15 protein-coding genes, 1 pseudogene and 1 riboswitch are annotated in these 15,627 nt (G+C 61.7%); of the genes and pseudogenes, 7 read left to right on the top strand and 9 right to left on the bottom strand.

Annotated elements, in window-relative coordinates:
• The first annotated feature begins 14 nt into the window (after positions 1-14).
• Positions 15-1,822 (top strand): annotated as a pseudogene (locus tag ACLBW8_RS16440) (monovalent cation:proton antiporter-2 (CPA2) family protein).
• 72 nt (positions 1,823-1,894) lie between these two features.
• Positions 1,895-2,452: a hypothetical protein gene (locus tag ACLBW8_RS16435; RefSeq protein ID WP_064452786.1), complete on the top strand. Its 558-nt coding sequence runs from the start codon at positions 1,895-1,897 to the stop codon at positions 2,450-2,452.
• A 129-nt stretch (positions 2,453-2,581) separates the two neighbouring features.
• Here ACLBW8_RS16435 and ACLBW8_RS16430 read toward each other — a convergent pair whose 3' ends face one another.
• From ACLBW8_RS16430 to ACLBW8_RS16415, 4 genes are read right to left on the bottom strand one after another with little or no spacing between them, the layout of a single operon-like run.
• Complete coding sequence (locus ACLBW8_RS16430) at positions 2,582-3,301, bottom strand: alpha/beta hydrolase (RefSeq protein ID WP_064452787.1); 720 nt, start codon at positions 3,299-3,301, stop codon at positions 2,582-2,584.
• A 12-nt stretch (positions 3,302-3,313) separates the two neighbouring features.
• Positions 3,314-4,069, bottom strand: coding sequence for a precorrin-6A synthase (deacetylating) (cobF, locus tag ACLBW8_RS16425; RefSeq protein WP_128588097.1), 756 nt, complete (start codon positions 4,067-4,069; stop codon positions 3,314-3,316).
• 45 nt (positions 4,070-4,114) lie between these two features.
• Positions 4,115-4,669 carry a histidine phosphatase family protein gene (locus ACLBW8_RS16420; protein WP_447805843.1) on the bottom strand — a complete coding sequence of 185 codons (555 nt, stop codon included), beginning with the start codon at positions 4,667-4,669 and terminating at the stop codon, positions 4,115-4,117.
• A 53-nt stretch (positions 4,670-4,722) separates the two neighbouring features.
• Positions 4,723-5,274: a DUF4865 family protein gene (locus ACLBW8_RS16415; protein WP_447805842.1), complete on the bottom strand. Its 552-nt coding sequence runs from the start codon at positions 5,272-5,274 to the stop codon at positions 4,723-4,725.
• Between the two features lie 93 nt (positions 5,275-5,367).
• Between ACLBW8_RS16415 and ACLBW8_RS16410 the strand changes: the two genes are divergently transcribed.
• Positions 5,368-6,234 (top strand): LysR family transcriptional regulator, encoded by an 867-nt coding sequence (locus tag ACLBW8_RS16410; protein ID WP_221294990.1) that lies wholly within the window; start codon positions 5,368-5,370, stop codon positions 6,232-6,234.
• 3 nt (positions 6,235-6,237) lie between these two features.
• Here ACLBW8_RS16410 and ACLBW8_RS16405 read toward each other — a convergent pair whose 3' ends face one another.
• Genes ACLBW8_RS16405 through ACLBW8_RS16395 form a run of 3 tightly spaced genes read right to left on the bottom strand, consistent with a single transcriptional unit; the run spans position 6,238 to position 10,366 of the window.
• On the bottom strand, positions 6,238-7,605 hold the full coding sequence (locus ACLBW8_RS16405; RefSeq protein ID WP_447805841.1) for an MFS transporter: 1,368 nt from the start codon (positions 7,603-7,605) through the stop codon (positions 6,238-6,240).
• A 43-nt stretch (positions 7,606-7,648) separates the two neighbouring features.
• Positions 7,649-9,184: a class I adenylate-forming enzyme family protein gene (locus tag ACLBW8_RS16400; RefSeq protein ID WP_447805840.1), complete on the bottom strand. Its 1,536-nt coding sequence runs from the start codon at positions 9,182-9,184 to the stop codon at positions 7,649-7,651.
• A gap of 3 nt (positions 9,185-9,187) precedes the next feature.
• Positions 9,188-10,366: an acetyl-CoA acetyltransferase gene (locus ACLBW8_RS16395; RefSeq protein ID WP_447805839.1), complete on the bottom strand. Its 1,179-nt coding sequence runs from the start codon at positions 10,364-10,366 to the stop codon at positions 9,188-9,190.
• A 129-nt stretch (positions 10,367-10,495) separates the two neighbouring features.
• Here ACLBW8_RS16395 and ACLBW8_RS16390 point away from each other — a divergent pair, with 129 nt between their 5' ends.
• The 3 genes from ACLBW8_RS16390 (at position 10,496) to mntP (ending at position 12,767) form a co-directional block, all read left to right on the top strand.
• Positions 10,496-11,068 carry a LuxR C-terminal-related transcriptional regulator gene (locus ACLBW8_RS16390; RefSeq protein ID WP_064452795.1) on the top strand — a complete coding sequence of 191 codons (573 nt, stop codon included), beginning with the start codon at positions 10,496-10,498 and terminating at the stop codon, positions 11,066-11,068.
• Between the two features lie 142 nt (positions 11,069-11,210).
• Positions 11,211-11,993 carry a methylmalonyl-CoA decarboxylase gene (gene scpB, locus ACLBW8_RS16385; protein ID WP_447805838.1) on the top strand — a complete coding sequence of 261 codons (783 nt, stop codon included), beginning with the start codon at positions 11,211-11,213 and terminating at the stop codon, positions 11,991-11,993.
• Positions 11,994-12,023: 30 nt separating this feature from the next.
• Positions 12,024-12,193, top strand: a riboswitch (yybP-ykoY riboswitch).
• 10 nt (positions 12,194-12,203) lie between these two features.
• Positions 12,204-12,767 carry a manganese efflux pump MntP gene (mntP, locus tag ACLBW8_RS16380; protein WP_064452797.1) on the top strand — a complete coding sequence of 188 codons (564 nt, stop codon included), beginning with the start codon at positions 12,204-12,206 and terminating at the stop codon, positions 12,765-12,767.
• 138 nt (positions 12,768-12,905) lie between these two features.
• On the opposite strand, the gene ACLBW8_RS16375 is transcribed toward mntP, so the two are convergent.
• On the bottom strand, positions 12,906-13,973 hold the full coding sequence (locus ACLBW8_RS16375; RefSeq protein ID WP_064452798.1) for an NAD(P)-dependent alcohol dehydrogenase: 1,068 nt from the start codon (positions 13,971-13,973) through the stop codon (positions 12,906-12,908).
• A 147-nt stretch (positions 13,974-14,120) separates the two neighbouring features.
• Between ACLBW8_RS16375 and ACLBW8_RS16370 the strand changes: the two genes are divergently transcribed.
• On the top strand, positions 14,121-14,939 hold the full coding sequence (locus tag ACLBW8_RS16370; RefSeq protein WP_447805837.1) for an alpha/beta fold hydrolase: 819 nt from the start codon (positions 14,121-14,123) through the stop codon (positions 14,937-14,939).
• A gap of 248 nt (positions 14,940-15,187) precedes the next feature.
• Here the strand turns inward: ACLBW8_RS16370 and ACLBW8_RS16365 are convergent, their stop codons facing one another.
• Positions 15,188-15,574: a DoxX family protein gene (locus ACLBW8_RS16365; protein WP_447805836.1), complete on the bottom strand. Its 387-nt coding sequence runs from the start codon at positions 15,572-15,574 to the stop codon at positions 15,188-15,190.
• Positions 15,575-15,627 lie beyond the last annotated feature (53 nt).

Below are 15,627 nucleotides of genomic sequence, written 5' to 3'. Positions count from 1 at the left end.
TTCTGGAGTTCGCAATGCCCCATGAAGGCAACCTGTTACAAGCAGCCGTGGTGTTCCTGCTCGCCGCCGTGCTGACAGTGCCCCTGGCCAAGCGCCTGCAACTGGGTGCCGTGCTGGGCTATCTGTTCGCCGGTGTGATCATCGGCCCGTCGGTCTTGGGCCTGGTGGGCAACCCGCAAAGCGTGGCGCAGTTCTCTGAGTTGGGCGTGGTGTTGCTGCTGTTTATCATCGGCCTGGAGCTGTCGCCGAAACGGTTATGGGTGATGCGCAAGGCGGTGTTCGGTGTCGGCCTGGCCCAGGTGTTGCTGACAGGTTTGGTGATGGGCGCGGTGGCGCTGTGGCTGTTTGGCCAAACCTGGAACAGCGCGATTGTGCTGGGCCTGGGCCTGGCGTTGTCCTCCACTGCCTTTGGCTTGCAAAGCCTGGCCGAGCGCAAGGAACTGAACCAGCCGCATGGGCGGCTGGCCTTTGCGATTCTGCTGTTCCAGGACATCGCCGCAATCCCGCTGATCGCCATGGTGCCGCTGCTCGCCGGCAGCGACCACCCGACCACCGAAGCGCAAGGCCTGCAACACGTCTTGCAGATCCTCGGCAGCATCGCCGTGGTGATCATTGGCGGGCGCTACCTGTTGCGCCCGGTGTTTCGTATCGTCGCCAAGACCGGCCTGCGCGAAGTGTCTACCGCCACTGCGCTGCTGGTGGTGATCGGCACCGCCTGGCTGATGGAACTGGTGGGCGTATCCATGGCCCTCGGTGCATTCCTCGCCGGGCTGCTGCTGGCGGACTCGGAGTACCGTCACGAACTCGAATCCCAGATCGAGCCGTTCAAGGGCCTGTTGCTCGGCCTGTTTTTTATCAGCGTGGGCATGGGCGCCAACCTCAGCCTGCTGCTCAGCTCGCCGCTGGTGGTCATCGGCCTGACCCTGCTGTTGATCGGTTTGAAATTGCCGCTGCTGTATGCGGTCGGCCGCCTGGTGGGTGACCTTAATCGCGAAAGTGCGCTGCGCCTGGGCGTGGTGCTGGCGGCAGGCGGTGAGTTCGCCTTCGTGGTGTTCAAGATCGGCCGCGACCAGGGCTTGTTCGAGCCGCATCTTTACGACGTGCTGGTACTGACCATTACCCTGTCCATGGCCGTGACCCCGCTGCTGTTACTGGTATGCCCGAAGCTGTTCAAGTCCAAGGCCAAACCCGTGGAAGTGCCCGAGGAATACCGCGCCATCGAAAGCGATGCGCCGCGTGTGGTGATTGCCGGCATGGGCCGTATGGGCCAGATAGTGGCGCGGATTCTGCGCGCGCAAAACATCTCGTTCATCGCCCTCGACACCTCGGTCGAAACCATCGAACTGACCCGCAGTTTCGGCGGCATGCCGGTGTTTTATGGTGACCCGCAGCGCCCGGAGATTCTGCACGCCGCCAAGGTGATCAGGCGGAATTCTTCGTGATCGCCATGGACGACCCGGAGATCAACATCAAGACCGCCGAATTGGTGCGCACGCTCTACCCGCACATGAAAATCATCGCTCGCGCGCGTAACCGCCAGCACGTGCACCGCCTGGTGGACCTGGACGCCTCACCCGTGCGCGAAACGTTCTACTCCAGCCTGGAAATGAGCCGCCGCACCCTGGTCGGCCTCGGCTTGAGCCAGGCCCAGGCCGATGCGCGCATCACCCGCTTCAAAAATCACGACCTGCAGTTACTCGCCGCCCAACACGCGGTGTATGACGACGCGGCCAAAGTGATGCAGTCCGCCCAGGAAGCCCGTACGGAACTGGCGCGGCTGTTTGAGATGGACCGTCTCGAAGAAGAGTCCGACAAGGTGTGAGGCTATGTATGAACGATCTTGCGAGTTTTCTGACAGAATACGCCGCAATTTCGTTCATCTCTGGAGCGCTTCATGGCCACTTTCACCAAGACCGCCGTCCTGCTGGCCCTTGCGCTTAGCGCCGGTAGCGTGTTCGCCGCCAGCAAGCCCGCTGCCACACAGACCATCTCGACCCTGGGCGGCAAGTTCACCTTTAACCTGCCCAAGGCCTACACCGCCGACACGCTGCCAACCGGTAAGGCTGACGACGGCACCGCCGACACCCAAGGCACGCTGTACGCCAACTCGGCGACTAAAAGTGTGGTGATCGTCGCCGAAACCGTGCGTAACGACGGGGCAACCATCAAAGACAATGACCCGCAGTTCCTCGATGGCGCCGTGGCTGATTTCGTCAAGGACCAGAGCGCCGCCCTGCCCGACTTCAAGAAGCAAAACGAGAAAAAACTGACCTTCAAAGGCCTGGGCCTGCGCCAGGTAGACAGCACCGCCACCCAGGGCGGCGGCAAGACCTTGAACTCCACGTTCCTCGGCGGTTCCGGCAAGCACTTGCTGGTGATCCAGGCCATTTCGCGGGCGGATGATGTGAAGGGGCACGCCGAACTGGTGAAGCAGATTACCGGCGGCAAGTAAGCCTCATCCCTGACAACACAAATCAAATGTGGGAGCGGGCTTGCTCGCGAATACAGTGGATCAGTTAAAGATGAGTTGACTGACACACCGCATTCGCGAGCAAGCCTGCTCCCACATTTTTGACCGCGCTTACTTCAGGGTTTTCTCTAGCCACGCCTTCAGGTCCTGCACTTCCGCCTCACTCACGGTGTGCGGCATCCCCGGATACCCGTGGAACTCCGGCTTCAACCCCAGGCCCACCAACACCTCGTTCGCACGCGTCGCCGACACATACGGCAGCGCCTGGTCCAGCGTGCCGTGGCCAATAAAAATCGCCAACTTGCCCAGTGATTCATTGGGCTTGAGCTCCGCCTTGAGCACTGGCAATACACTGCCACTCAAGGCCGCGATCCCGCGCACCAACTCGGGCTGACGCAAGCCGACTTCGTAGGACATGATCGCGCCCTGGCTGAAACCCACCAGGAACACCCGATCGCTTTGCGTGTGGTATTTGGCCGTGGCCTTGCCGACAAAGTCTTCGATCAGCCTGGCGCTGCGTTGCAAGTCGGCGGTCTCGCCATTGTAATCGCCGTCACCCGCGGTCTTGGTAAACCAGCGATAGCCGTTCGGGTCCACCGGCATCGGCGCACGCGCCGACAGGTAAGTCCAGCTGGAAGGTAACGCGTCCTTGATACCAAACAGGTCTTCCTCGTTGCTGCCGAACCCGTGCAGGAAAATCACCAACGGTTGGTTGCGTGAATCGCTCTGCGTCTGTTCCAGGTACGCCAACGGCAAGTCGGTGTGCAGCGTGGCGTCGGCATGGGCGACACCGGCCATCAGGGTCAGCGCCAGGGCAAACAGCTTGAACATGGGGAAGTTTCCTCAGGGTTTGCGCAACAAATAAGTGTCCATGATCCAACCATTTTCCAGGCGTGCGGCCTTGCGCACCCGTTCGATTTCTTCAGCCACGTCACTGACTTTGCCGCTGATCAGGATTTCGTCCGGTGTGCCCAGGTAGGCGCCCCAGTAGATATCCAGGTCTTGATCAGCCACGGTACGGTAGGAATCTTCGGCATCGAGCATCACCACCAACGTGTCCGCATCACTCGCCTGCCCCGCCGCCAACCGGCGCCCGGTGGTAATCTCGATGGAGCGGCCAATGCGATTCAGCGGCACCTTGTGCTGGGCCGCCAGGGCCTGCACGCTGGTGATGCCGGGTATCACTTCGAACTCAAACGCACAGTGGCCACTGGCGAGGATCGCCTGCAGGATACGGATGGTGCTGTCGTACAACGCAGGGTCGCCCCAGGCCAGGAAGGCGCCTACTTCGCCATCCGCCATGTGCTCATTGATCATGCGCTCGAAGGTGTGTTGCTTGTCGCGGTTGAGGTCCTGCACAGCGGTGGTGTAGTCGATGTCGCCGCGCACGCGCTCAGGGCAGTCGGCCTCGACGAAGCGGTAGCCGGGCTCGGTGATGTAGGTCTCGCAGATCTCGCGGCGCAGGTCGATCAGCTTGTCTTTGCTCTGGCCCTTGTCCATCAGGAAAAACACGTCGGTGCGGTTCAGCGCCTTCACGGCCTGCATCGTGATGTAGTCAGGGTTGCCGGCGCCAATGCCGATAATCAGGATGCGTTTCATGGTTTGCTCTCATTGCGGGGCGTGGATTTTGCCATGTTCGCCGGGTCAGGCGTGAGTTTCCAGGCGCAGGCGCCAGACAGTGTTGAAGCGCAGCTCGGTGGCGGACAGGGGCTCGATGTCGATCCGGTAGAACATCGACACCGGGAACTGCATGACATAGAGCAAGGCGGCGCGGATCACCAACGGGTGGGTGATGGCCAACACATGACCGGGTTGGGTTTCGAGGGATTGCAGCCACTGCCCGACCCGCGCACAAACCTGTTCCACCGACTCGCCGCCGTGGGGCGTGCTGGTGCTGTCGGTCGCCCAGGCCATCAATGCATCGCCGTCCAACTGGTTGATCGCCTGGCCTTTCCAGGCGCCCAAATCAGCATCGCGCAAGGCATCTTCGACTTGCGCGTCAGCGCCGAACAGCCCGGCCGTCTGGCGGGTCCTGGCTTCAGGCCCGCACACCAGGCGCGGGTTTTTCTTGAAGCGCCCGGCCAGGGACAACGCTGCGTGTTGCCAATCCATGCTGACAGACTCGTCATCGGCAAACCGCCCCAGCTTTTGCGACGCCGTAGCGGCATGGCAGATCAGTGTCAAACGCGTGGCTGGCACCGCAGATCGCTCCGGTAACGAGTTAGAAGCCTGCAAGACTGGCGCAGTTGACGCTATCGCGCAACGCCTTGCGCCAGATAGAGCACCTGGTAACCCGTGCCCGGGTGGTCCATCTGCAGCGGCTTGGCCGAGAGCGTGATCCGCACCAGGCGCCACGCCTGCACATCCAGCGCCAGGAAGACCGCGAATGTATCCGGGCTGTCAGCCAACTGCTGGTTACGTCGTTTTTCCTCGGCCAATATCCCGGCTCGATCCGCCCCTGGCTCCAATGACCATTGCTCCCGGTACAAACTCAACGCGTGCCGCGCGGGCCCTTGCTGTACGTCCAGCGGCAACCAGCTTTCGATGTGCGGGCGGCCGAAGCTGTCGAGCACCTTCTGGAAACGCTCGCCCAACAAGAAGTCGGCGGCCTGCAACGGGTCTGCCCACAGGTACACCGACGCGTAGACATTGCCCGTCGCTTGCCCGCGTTCCTGGGCGATAAATGCCTTGAACAGCAGCCCTTCAGCGTGATCCCACAACGGCCCCAATTGCTCAGCGCGGCGGCGGATAACCCCCATGTCGTAATCGGCAGGCATGCGGTGTGAATACTGTTTGGCAAACATGGCGAAGCTCCTGTGCAAGATGAGGTTTGAGCTTGCGCAGTGGCAGTGATTTCAACAAGATATCAGCCGATATATGTGCGATAAGGATTTGATATGACTGATGCGCTCAAACCCCTGGATATCGACACCGTGCAGGCCTTCGTCCGGGTCGCCGACTTCGCCAGTTTCACCCGTGCCGCCGAGGCCCTCGACACGTCCCAGGCCGCCATCAGCCTCAAGCTCAAACGCCTGGAAGAACGCCTCGGTTATCGACTGCTGGAGCGCACGCCCCGCCATGTAAGGCTGTCGCCCCAGGGCGAGCAGTTCATCGTGGCCGCCCGCGCCCTGCTTAACGCCCATGAACGCGCATTGGGCGACATGGGCACCCAGCCCTCGCGGCGCCTGGTGATCGGCATCAGCGACCACGTGGCCGGGCCGGACTTGCCCACCTGGCTCGGCCGCCTCGCCGCGTACGACCCTTTGCTGATCCTCGAAATACGCATCGCCTCCTCCCGCGATCTGGTGGCCGCGTTCGACCGCAACGAACTGGACGCGGTGATCGTGCGCAACGAAGGCGACCGCCGGGACGGCGAAGTGTTAGCAGTGGAACGCTTTGGCTGGTTTGCTGCGCCGACCTGGCAACACAACCCCGGCCTGCCCTTGCGCCTGGCAACCATGGCGCCGCCGTGTGGGGTTCGGCATCTGGCGGTCAGGGCGTTGGATGAGGCCCATATCGACTGGACTGAAGTGTTTGTCGGCGGTGGTGTGATGGCGGTGGGCGCGGCGGTGAGCGCCGGCTTGGGTGTCGCCGCCCTCGCCCACCGAGTGGCCCCGGCCGGGGCGGTGGACGTGAGCGAGCAATGCGGTTTGCCCGCATTGCCCGTCAGTGAAGTGGTGCTTCACAGCCGCATCAGTGACCTGCGGTCCCGCGAAACATTGCGCACGTTAAGCGCAACGTTTCGCGGCGTGTTGCCGCGCTGAGGTTTACGCCACTGGGGCTTCTGCACTCACCGTGGCGGTGGCAGCCCGGGCCTGTAACTGTGCGGCCCCCACCGAAGGCACGACCGGGCTGCCGCTGGCGACAAAATCTTCTTTGCGCAGCGCCACCAGGGCAATCAGTGACACCACGCCGGTGGCCACGTAGAAATACCACGGCGAGGTGATATCGCCCGTCACCTTGATCAGCCAGGTGGAGATCAGCGGCGCGCTGCCGCCAAACACGGCGACCGGCACGTTGTACGCCACCGCAATGCCGGTGGAGCGGATGCGTGTCGGCAGAAGTTCGCTCATCAGCGCATACGTCGACGAGGCATACAGCCCGAACAGAATCGCCACTGCCATCAACGGTGCGAAGAACGATGCGGCCGTTGCGGTCGGCGCCGACTTGAACAGCCAGAACATCGCCAACGTGGCCAAGGTGCCAATCACCATCAGGAACGGCTTGCGCCCGTATTTATCGGTAAATGCGCCGCCAAACGGCATCACGAAGGCCGCCGAAAAACTGGCGACAAATACGTAGAGCAAAGTGGTACCACTGTCGAACTTGAGGATCTTGGCCATGTAGGTCGAAGCGAAGGTCAGCACCAGGTAAAAGATCGAGCTGTGCAAGGTGATGATAAAGAACACCAGGGCGATCGCCCGCTTCCATTGCCAGACTTCACGCAGCGGTGCGCGGGAGGTTTGGCCGGCGCGTTGCAGGGCGAGAAACTCGGGGCTGTCTTCCAGCTTGAGGCGGATGTACATGGAGATAAAGCCCAACGGCGCGGCGATCAGGAACGGCACGCGCCAGGCCCATTCCTGCATCACGTCGGCGCCGAGGATCCAGGTCATGCCATTGGCCACGGCGCCACCCAGCAGCAGGCCGAGCACGGCGGTGACCATTAACCAGCAGGTCGCGAACCCGCGTCGACCCGGCCCGGCGTATTCCGAGATAAAGCTGGTAACAGTACCGATCTCACCGCCTGCCGAAAAACCCTGCACGCAGCGCACCAGGATCAGCAGGATCGGCGCCGCGATGCCCAGCGTCGCGTAGGTCGGCAACACGCCGAGCATCACCGTCGAGCCGGTCATCATCACCAGCGCCATGATCAGGGTTTTACGGCGGCCGATCTTGTCCGCCAGCGGGCCGAAGAACAGCCCACCCAAGGGCCGGATGAAAAAGCTCAGGGCGAAGGCGGCAAAGCTGGCGAGCAGGCTGGTGGTGGGGTCATCGGAGACGAAAAACGCCTGGCCGATGTACACGGCGAGAAAGCCGTAGACGCCGTAGTCGTACCACTCGATCAAGTGACCGGAAGTGGCACCGAGAAACGCACGGCGCCGCTTGCGGACCGTGTCTTGCGCTTGATTGCCCATCGAAGGGACTCCTTGTCTGATGATCTGTCCATGAATAGCGGGTCTAGGGAAGCGCGGCGATACTCGCTGCTTTCAACCACTGCCGCAAGTCGGTCTTGAGGATTTTGCCGTAGCTGTTTTTCGGCAACTCGTCGCGGAATACGTATTTCTTCGGCTTCTTGAACGAGGCCATGCGCTCGACAAACCACGCCGTGAGCCGGGCTTCGTCGAGCGTCTGCCCGCTGCGCGTGACCACAAAAGCCACCACCGATTCGCCCCATTGCGCATCCGGCTCACCCACCACACACACCTCGAACACCTCGGGATGCTGCGCCAGCACTTCCTCGACTTCGCGCGGGTACACGTTGCTGCCGCCGGTGATGATCACGTCCTTGGAGCGGTCCGTCAGGGTCAGGTAGCCGGCCGGGTCGAGAAAGCCGATATCGCCGGTCATCAGCCAACCATCCACCAGGGTCTGGCGGGTGGCTTCGGGGTTGCGCCAGTAGCCTTGCATCACCGTGGCACCGCGCACTGCAATCTCGCCGCGCTCTCCCGTCGGCACCGGCTGGTGCTGCGCGTCGAGAATGCGGATTTCGACGCAGGCGTGCGCCTGGCCGACAGAGGCGGCCAGGGTTGACCAACCCTCGCGTTGGCGGTCGGCGATCAGCGCGCGGGGCAACACGCTGATGGTCATCGGGCTCTCGCCCTGGCCGTAGATTTGCACCAGGCGCGGGCCAAACGTATCGACGGCCGCGCACAGGTCAGCCAGGTACATCGGGCCGCCGCCGTAGACGATGGTCTTGATGCCTGCGCCGCCATAACCCAGGCGCTGCGCCTGTTCGACCATGCGCTTGACCATGGTCGGCGCGGCAAACAGCGATACATCGCCCAACTCGACGGCCAACCCGAACAGCTCGGCCGCATCAAAACCGTGGGACGCAGGCACCACATGCCGCGCGCCAAAACGCACATGAATAAAATTGTAGAGCCCGGCACCGTGGGACATTGGCGCGGCATACACCACGGCGTCAGCGGCGCTGACCGGGTCGACATCCGTGGCATAACACAGCGACATGGCAACCAGATTGCCATGACTCAGCATCACCCCCTTGGAACGCCCGGTGGTGCCGGAGGTGTAGAACAGCCAGGCGAGGTCCTTATCCTCACGCGCCACCGGCTGCTCCAGCGTCGGCCAACCGCGGGTCGGCGGCAGCGTGTGGCCGTCCAGCTCCTTACAGCGCTGAGGCAAGTCCCGTGATGACGAAAACACCCGGCCGCCGTCGGTAAAGATCAGGCGCGCCTGGGCGTTATCGGCAATCCAGGCCGCTTCGCTCGGATGCAGCTTGGCGTTGATCGGCACGACCACCCCACCCAGCCACCAGATGGCGTAGAGCAATTCCAGGTAGTCACAGCTGTTCTTCATCAGCACCGCGACGGCATCCCCCGCCGTCACGCCGTGCTGGTCCACCAGATGCGCGGCGCGTTGACGAACATGGGCCGCAAAGGTGGCGTAATCGGCGATTTGCCGGGTGCCGTCGAACAACGCCGGGCGTTGCGGATCACGGCGCTGGGTATCGTGCAGCCAGTTGGCAATGTTCATGGCTCAGCACCTGCGTGCGTGCAGGACCGAGGCGTAGTTGGCCACCGCCATGCCGCCCATGTTGAACACCAGGCCAAACTCCGGGTCAGGCACCGCCAGGCCAATCGGTTCACCGGTCAATTGCCGAAACGCCAGGGCATGCATCGACACCCCCGTGGCGCCCACCGGATGCCCTTTGGCCTTGAGCCCACCGGAAAGATTCACCGGCAGCCGCCCACCGGCGCGCACCACGCCGCTGTCGAGCACGCGATGGCCCTCGCCTTTGGGCGCCAGGCCCATGGCTTCGTAGATCAGCAGTTCGGCGATGGTGAAGCAGTCATGCACCTCGGCGAAACTCAAGTCGGCCAGGGTGATATTCGCGCCGCGCAATGCCGTGTGGATCGCCCTTTGCGGGCCCTCAAAGGCCAGGATGTCGCGCTGGGCGATGGGCAGGCAGTCGTTGACCTGAGTCATCGTGCAGATCTGTACATCGCGGCGAAACGCCCGCGCGCGCTTGGGCGAGGCCAGAATGATCGCGGCGGCGCCGTCGCTGATCAGTGAGCAATCGGTCAGGCGCAATGACTCGGCCACAAACGGGTTGCTCTTGGACACGTTGTTACAGTGTTCGAAATCCATCACCCGGTGCATCTGCGCCAACGGGTTGGCCATGGCATTGGAGTGGTTCTTGGTGGCGATGGCCGCCATCGAGCCCAGCGGGCAATGGTAGCGCTCGGCATATTGCCGGGCAGCCCGACCGAACAGTTGCGGGAAACTCATGCCGGCTTCGGCCGGGTCATTCTGATAGCCGGCGCCGGCCAAGGCTTGGGTGACCTCGGCGGTGGAGGTGTGGGCCATCTTTTCGGCGCCCACCACCAACACCAGTTCCGCGCTGCCGGACAGGATCGCATTGATCCCGGCCTGGATCGCCGCCGAGCCGGACGCGCAGGCGTTTTCACAGCGGGTGGCCGGTTTGAAGCGCAGGCCGGGGTCGGCCTGCAACAACAGCGAAGAGGCGAACCCGTCAGGCACCAGCCCCGAGTTGAAGTGGCCCAGAAACAACGCATCGATTTCTGACGCGTCAATCGCCGCATCCGTGAGGGCTTCGCGGGTGACCTGCACGATCAGGTCTTCAAGGGTGGTGCCTTCCAGGCGACCAAAACGCGAATGACCGGCGGCAACAATGGAGACGCAATCAGCAGGCATAATCAATTTCTTCTGTTCTTGATACGGACATTCCTTACAATGACCCACCACTGGGCCGGCGCCAATTCGTGTAACTACTTACATGGATAAGTAGCCCGAGGTGAGAAAAACAACGAGGCAGGATGCCCAATGACTGTGTTTGCACAACAACTCCAAGATATCGGGCGCCTGGCGTTCCAGCTGTCCCCCGCACCGCAACTGGTCACCAGCAACCGTGTGATCGTCGACTGCAACGAAGCATTCCTGCAGTTGTTCGGCTATTCGCGCGACGCGTTGGTCAACCAACTGACCCTGCTGATCTACCCCTCCCAGGCTGACTACCACGCCATCGGCAAGCGCAGCCACGATTGGTTGCTGGACAGTGAAAACGGCCGCTACTCCGACGAACGTTTCATGCAGCACAAAAGCGGCGAAGTGTTCTGGGCCAAGTCCCACGGCTACACGCTCACGCCCAAAGACCCGTTCAAGCTGATGATCTGGCACTTCGAACGCCTCGATCGCACCCACCAGGGCACCGGCGACCTCACGCCCCGGGAGCGGGAAATTGCCATGCACATCGTCAACGGCCTCAAATCCAAGGAAATCGCCCTGCGCCTGGCGATTTCCCACCGCACAGTGGAAGTGCATCGGGCACGGTTGATGAGGAAGTTGCAGGCCAAGACGGTGGTGGAGTTGGTGTCGAAAATTATTATGGTGGCGTGACGCGGCCACCGCCGTTGCCCGGCGCACACAGCGTCGAGGTATTGCGCGAAGCGGGCTTTGAGCCGGCGTCCGTACGGAGCCTGCTCAAGGCCAACGTGCTCGTGCAGGCCAGCCCATCCGAATGTTCAGCAGGAACCGCATCATGACTGCCACTGTGACGCTCAACCTTATCGACACGCGCATCGCACGCCTGACCTTCAGCAACCCCACTCAGCGCAATGCCCTCAGTGCGCACTTGCTCGACAGCCTGGATGAAAGCCTGGTCACCCTCGCCGCCCAGCACATCGGCGTGGTGATTCTCGGTGCCGACGTCGGCCAGACGGTGTGGAGCGCCGGCCATGATATTGGCGAAGTGGCCCGCGACCGCGACCCCGTTGCCTATGGCAAACCGCTGGAGCAAGTACTGCGGCGAATCCGCGCCTACCCCGGCGTGGTGATCGCGGCGATTTCGGGCTCGGCCTGGGGCGGCGCCGTCGACCTGGCCATGAGCTGCGACATGGTGGTGGCCGACCACAGCGCCAGCTTCGCCATGACCCCGGCCAACATCGGCTTGCCCTATACCACCAGCGGCCTGCTGCGGTTCTTCAACAACCTGCCGATTCATGTGCTCAAGGAACTGTTCTTCTGCGCGCAGAAACTCGACGCCGAACGCGCCGAACGCTTTGGCGTGATCAACCGCCTGGTACCCACCGAGGCCCTGGAAGCCACCGCCCTGGAAATCGCCCAAGGCATCGCCGCCAAGGCGCCGTTGGCGATTCAGGCGGTGAAGGAGCAATTGCGCATTCTCGAAGACCTGCAACCCATACCCGTGCAGGCCATGGAGCAGATCGCCGAACTGCGCCGCCAGGCCTGCGCCAGTGCAGATTTTGGTGAAGGGCTGGCAGCATTTGCCGAACGTCGCCCACCGGCGTTTGAAGGGCGTTGACAGTTTTTTCATATTTGATCGTCTAGGATGCTGCGCTTCGTTGGGGAGTAACCGGCTTCTGACCCGTGCAGAAGCGTTCGTATCAACATATTCGGCAACCTGCCGTGGTACGAACACCGTTTAGGTTGGTGAGACCAGCGACACATCCATGCCTAACGTCGGGCGTGTGGTTGTGTCGTTGACTCATACAGCCCGACTGGAAGCCTTACCGTGAACCCCATTTCCCTCATTCTTCTCGCCCTTGCCATGTCCACGGACGCCTTTGCGGCGGCCATCGGCAAAGGCTCCAGCCTGCACAAACCACGCCTGACCGAAGCCCTGCGCGCCGGCTTGATCTTTGGCGTGATCGAAGCCATCACGCCGATGATCGGCTGGGCTATCGGCCATGCCGCCACGCGCTGGGTAGAAAGCTGGGACCACTGGATCGCCTTTACCCTGCTGGTCGCGCTGGGCTTGCACATGATCTACAACGGGCTCAAGCCGGATGATGACGAGGTTGAAAAACCCACTCAGCATTCGTTCATGATCCTCGCCGTGACGGCATTTGCGACCAGCATCGACGCAATGGCGGTGGGTGTGGGCCTGGCATTTGTCGACGTGAATATTCTGCTGGCTTCAGCGGCGATAGGCCTTGCGACCATGACCATGGTGACCCTCGGCATGATGCTCGGTCGAGTGCTGGGGACGGTGGTCGGCAAGCGCGCCGAGATGGTCGGTGGCGTGGTGCTGATGCTGGTGGGTGCGACGATTTTGTATGAGCACTTGTCGGCCTGAAGACCTGCACGAAACGAAATGTGGGAGCGGGCTTGCTCGCGAAAGCGCGGTGTCAGTCAGAATATTCATCGACTGGCACACTGCTTTCGCGAGCAAGCCCGCTCCCACATTAGATCTTCAGTGGTTTAGCGATTGCGTTTAAGCCGCGTGGCTTTCCTTCTTCAAACTCTCCATATCAATCACGAAGCGATACTTCACATCGCCCTTGAGCATCCGCTCATACGCCTCATTGATGCCCTGGATATCGATCATCTCGATGTCCGAGACAATCTTGTGCTTGGCGCAGAAATCCAGCATGTCCTGGGTTTCCTGGATACCACCGATCAACGAGCCGGCAAGGCTGCGGCGCTTGAAGATCAGGTTGAATACCGTGGGCGACGGGTGCGGGCTGTCGGGGGCGCCGACCAGGGTCATGGTGCCGTCACGCTTGAGCAGGTTGAGGAAAGGATCAAGGTTATGCGGCGCGGCAACCGTGTTGAGGATGAAGTCCAGGCTGTTGACGACCTTGGCCATTTCGTCGGGGTTCTTCGACACCACGACCTGATCGGCGCCCAGGCGCAGGCCATCTTCGCGTTTGTTCGGTGAGGTGGTGAACAGCGTGACATGGGCCCCCATGGCATGCGCGATCTTCACCGCCATATGCCCCAGCCCACCGAGGCCGACCACGCCGACTTTCTTGCCGGGGCCCACCTTCCAATGGTGCAACGGCGAGTAGGTGGTGATGCCGGCGCACAGCAGCGGCGCCACCGCCGCCAGGTTGGCATCGTCATGGGAGATGCGCAGGACGAACTTCTCCTTGACCACGATAGTGTCCGAGTAGCCTCCGAACGTGTTTTCCCCACCAAACACCGGGCCGTTGTAGGTGCCGGTAAAACCGTTCTCGCAGTATTGCTCCTCGCCTTCGGCGCAGGAGGCGCAGTGCTGGCAGCTGTCGACCATACAACCGACGCCGGCCAGGTCACCCACCTTGAATTTCGTCACGTTGGCACCGACCGCTGTCACGCGGCCGACAATCTCATGGCCGGGCACCGACGGGTACAAGGTGTTGTGCCACTCATTGCGCGCGGTGTGCAGGTCGGAGTGGCATACGCCGCAGTAGAGGATATCGATCTGGACGTCATCCGCCCCTGGCGCACGGCGCTCAAAGGTAAAGGGTTTGAGCGCATCCTTGGAATCCCGAGCGGCGTAGCTGTAAGTCTTGGCCATTTGGTTCACCTGTTGAACTGACGGTAGAGATCAGTGGACCAATATAGACGCTGAACCGTTCAACCGAGCACATCCGTACAAGCCCTTCGTCCGGTTTAACGCAATAGTGAGGCTGACATTTCCCCCCCGACACGCGAGGCGTTTTCCATGAGTACATTCGTTGCCAAAGACGGTACCCAGATCTATTTCAAGGACTGGGGCAGCGGTAAGCCCGTGCTGTTCAGCCATGGCTGGCCGTTGGATGCCGACATGTGGGAATACCAGATGGAATACCTGAGCAGCCGTGGCTTTCGCACCATTGCGTTCGACCGCCGTGGTTTCGGCCGTTCGGACCAGCCGTGGACCGGTAACGACTATGACACCTTCGCCGACGATATTGCCCAACTGATCGAACACCTGGACCTCAAGGACGTGACCCTGGTGGGTTTCTCCATGGGTGGCGGCGACGTGGCACGCTACATCGCACGCCATGGCACGGCTCGCGTGACCGGCCTGGTATTGCTGGGCGCCGTAACGCCGATCTTCGGCCAGAAACCGGATTACCCGCAGGGCGTGCCGACCGAAGTGTTCGACGGCATCAAGGCCGGGCTACTGAAAGATCGCGCGCAATTCATCGCCGACTTCAACCCGACGTTCTATGGCATCAATAAGGGGCAGAAAGTCTCCGAGGGCGTACTGACCCAGACCCTGCAAATCGCGTTGCTGGCGTCGCTCAAGTCGACTGTTGATTGCGTCACCGTGTTCTCGCAAACCGACTTCCGCCCTGACATGGCCAAGATCGACGTGCCGACCCTGGTGATTCACGGTGACGGCGACCAGGTCGTACCCTTCGAGACCACCGGCAAAGTGGCAGCCGAGATGATCAAGGGCGCGCAACTGAAAGTGTACAAGGATGCGCCGCACGGTTTTGCGGCCACGCATACTCAGCAGTTGAACGAAGACTTGCTGGCATTCCTGAAGCGCTGAAACGGCTGAACCACCCGCTCCTTGTTGGCCGGGCTTGCCCTAATGCCAGTCAGTTAAGCGAACTGAAATGCTCAATGCAGCGAAGATCAAATGTGGGAGCGGGCTTGCCCGCGAAGACGTCGGCCCAGCAAACATTGATGTTGACTGACCCACCGCTTTCGCGAGCAAGTCGAATCGTCGCACCGCCGCTCCCACAGGAGATCTGCGCTTAACTGACTGGCATTAGGGCTTGCCCGGCCTTTTTTTATTCAGGCATACCGCTGGCTGAGCGCCAACCGACCCGGTCCTGCGATCAGAATGCTGGTGAAGATAATAAGTAGCAGCCAGCCAAACTGCCCCTCAAACAAAGTCCATTGCGGATGCACCACCAGCAAGGCCACCCACAGCACGGCCAGGATCGGCAAGCACGCCAGGCGCACCCGCACACCGACGATGATCAGCAGCGGGCACAGCACTTCGGCAACAATCGCCAGGCACAGCGTGACGTGGGCGCCGAGGTGAAACGGGTCTTCGATCAACGCCAATTGGTCGCTGTAGTGCAGCAGCTTGGGCAAACCATGTACCCACATCAGAAACACCGCGCCGCTGACGCGCAGAAACAACAGCCCCAGAGCCTGGTACTTTGATTCGTTCATAAATGCCTGTCCCCGTAGAATCCCCCGGCGCCTGTGCGCCGGAGCCGGTGCGA

The sequence above is a fragment of the Pseudomonas sp. M5A4_2d genome (assembly GCF_053345295.1).
The sequence above is the reverse complement of the archived record's forward strand: the minus strand, read 5'-3'. Positions and strand labels throughout refer to the sequence as shown.

Bases quoted from the DNA above. Each gene is read 5' to 3' on its own strand.
- ACLBW8_RS16410 (WP_221294990.1), top strand. From the start codon at position 5,368: ATGACTGATGCGCTCAAACCCCTGGATATCGACACCGTGCAGGCCTTC.
- ACLBW8_RS16375 (WP_064452798.1), bottom strand. From the start codon at position 13,973: ATGGCCAAGACTTACAGCTACGCCGCTCGGGATTCCAAGGATGCGCTC.
- ACLBW8_RS16395 (WP_447805839.1), bottom strand. From the start codon at position 10,366: ATGCCTGCTGATTGCGTCTCCATTGTTGCCGCCGGTCATTCGCGTTTT.
- cobF (WP_128588097.1), bottom strand. From the start codon at position 4,069: ATGAAACGCATCCTGATTATCGGCATTGGCGCCGGCAACCCTGACTAC.
- ACLBW8_RS16390 (WP_064452795.1), top strand. From the start codon at position 10,496: ATGACTGTGTTTGCACAACAACTCCAAGATATCGGGCGCCTGGCGTTC.
- ACLBW8_RS16400 (WP_447805840.1), bottom strand. From the start codon at position 9,184: ATGAACATTGCCAACTGGCTGCACGATACCCAGCGCCGTGATCCGCAA.
- ACLBW8_RS16415 (WP_447805842.1), bottom strand. From the start codon at position 5,274: ATGTTTGCCAAACAGTATTCACACCGCATGCCTGCCGATTACGACATG.
- ACLBW8_RS16365 (WP_447805836.1), bottom strand. From the start codon at position 15,574: ATGAACGAATCAAAGTACCAGGCTCTGGGGCTGTTGTTTCTGCGCGTC.
- ACLBW8_RS16370 (WP_447805837.1), top strand. From the start codon at position 14,121: ATGAGTACATTCGTTGCCAAAGACGGTACCCAGATCTATTTCAAGGAC.
- ACLBW8_RS16435 (WP_064452786.1), top strand. From the start codon at position 1,895: ATGGCCACTTTCACCAAGACCGCCGTCCTGCTGGCCCTTGCGCTTAGC.
- ACLBW8_RS16405 (WP_447805841.1), bottom strand. From the start codon at position 7,605: ATGGGCAATCAAGCGCAAGACACGGTCCGCAAGCGGCGCCGTGCGTTT.
- ACLBW8_RS16430 (WP_064452787.1), bottom strand. From the start codon at position 3,301: ATGTTCAAGCTGTTTGCCCTGGCGCTGACCCTGATGGCCGGTGTCGCC.
- scpB (WP_447805838.1), top strand. From the start codon at position 11,211: ATGACTGCCACTGTGACGCTCAACCTTATCGACACGCGCATCGCACGC.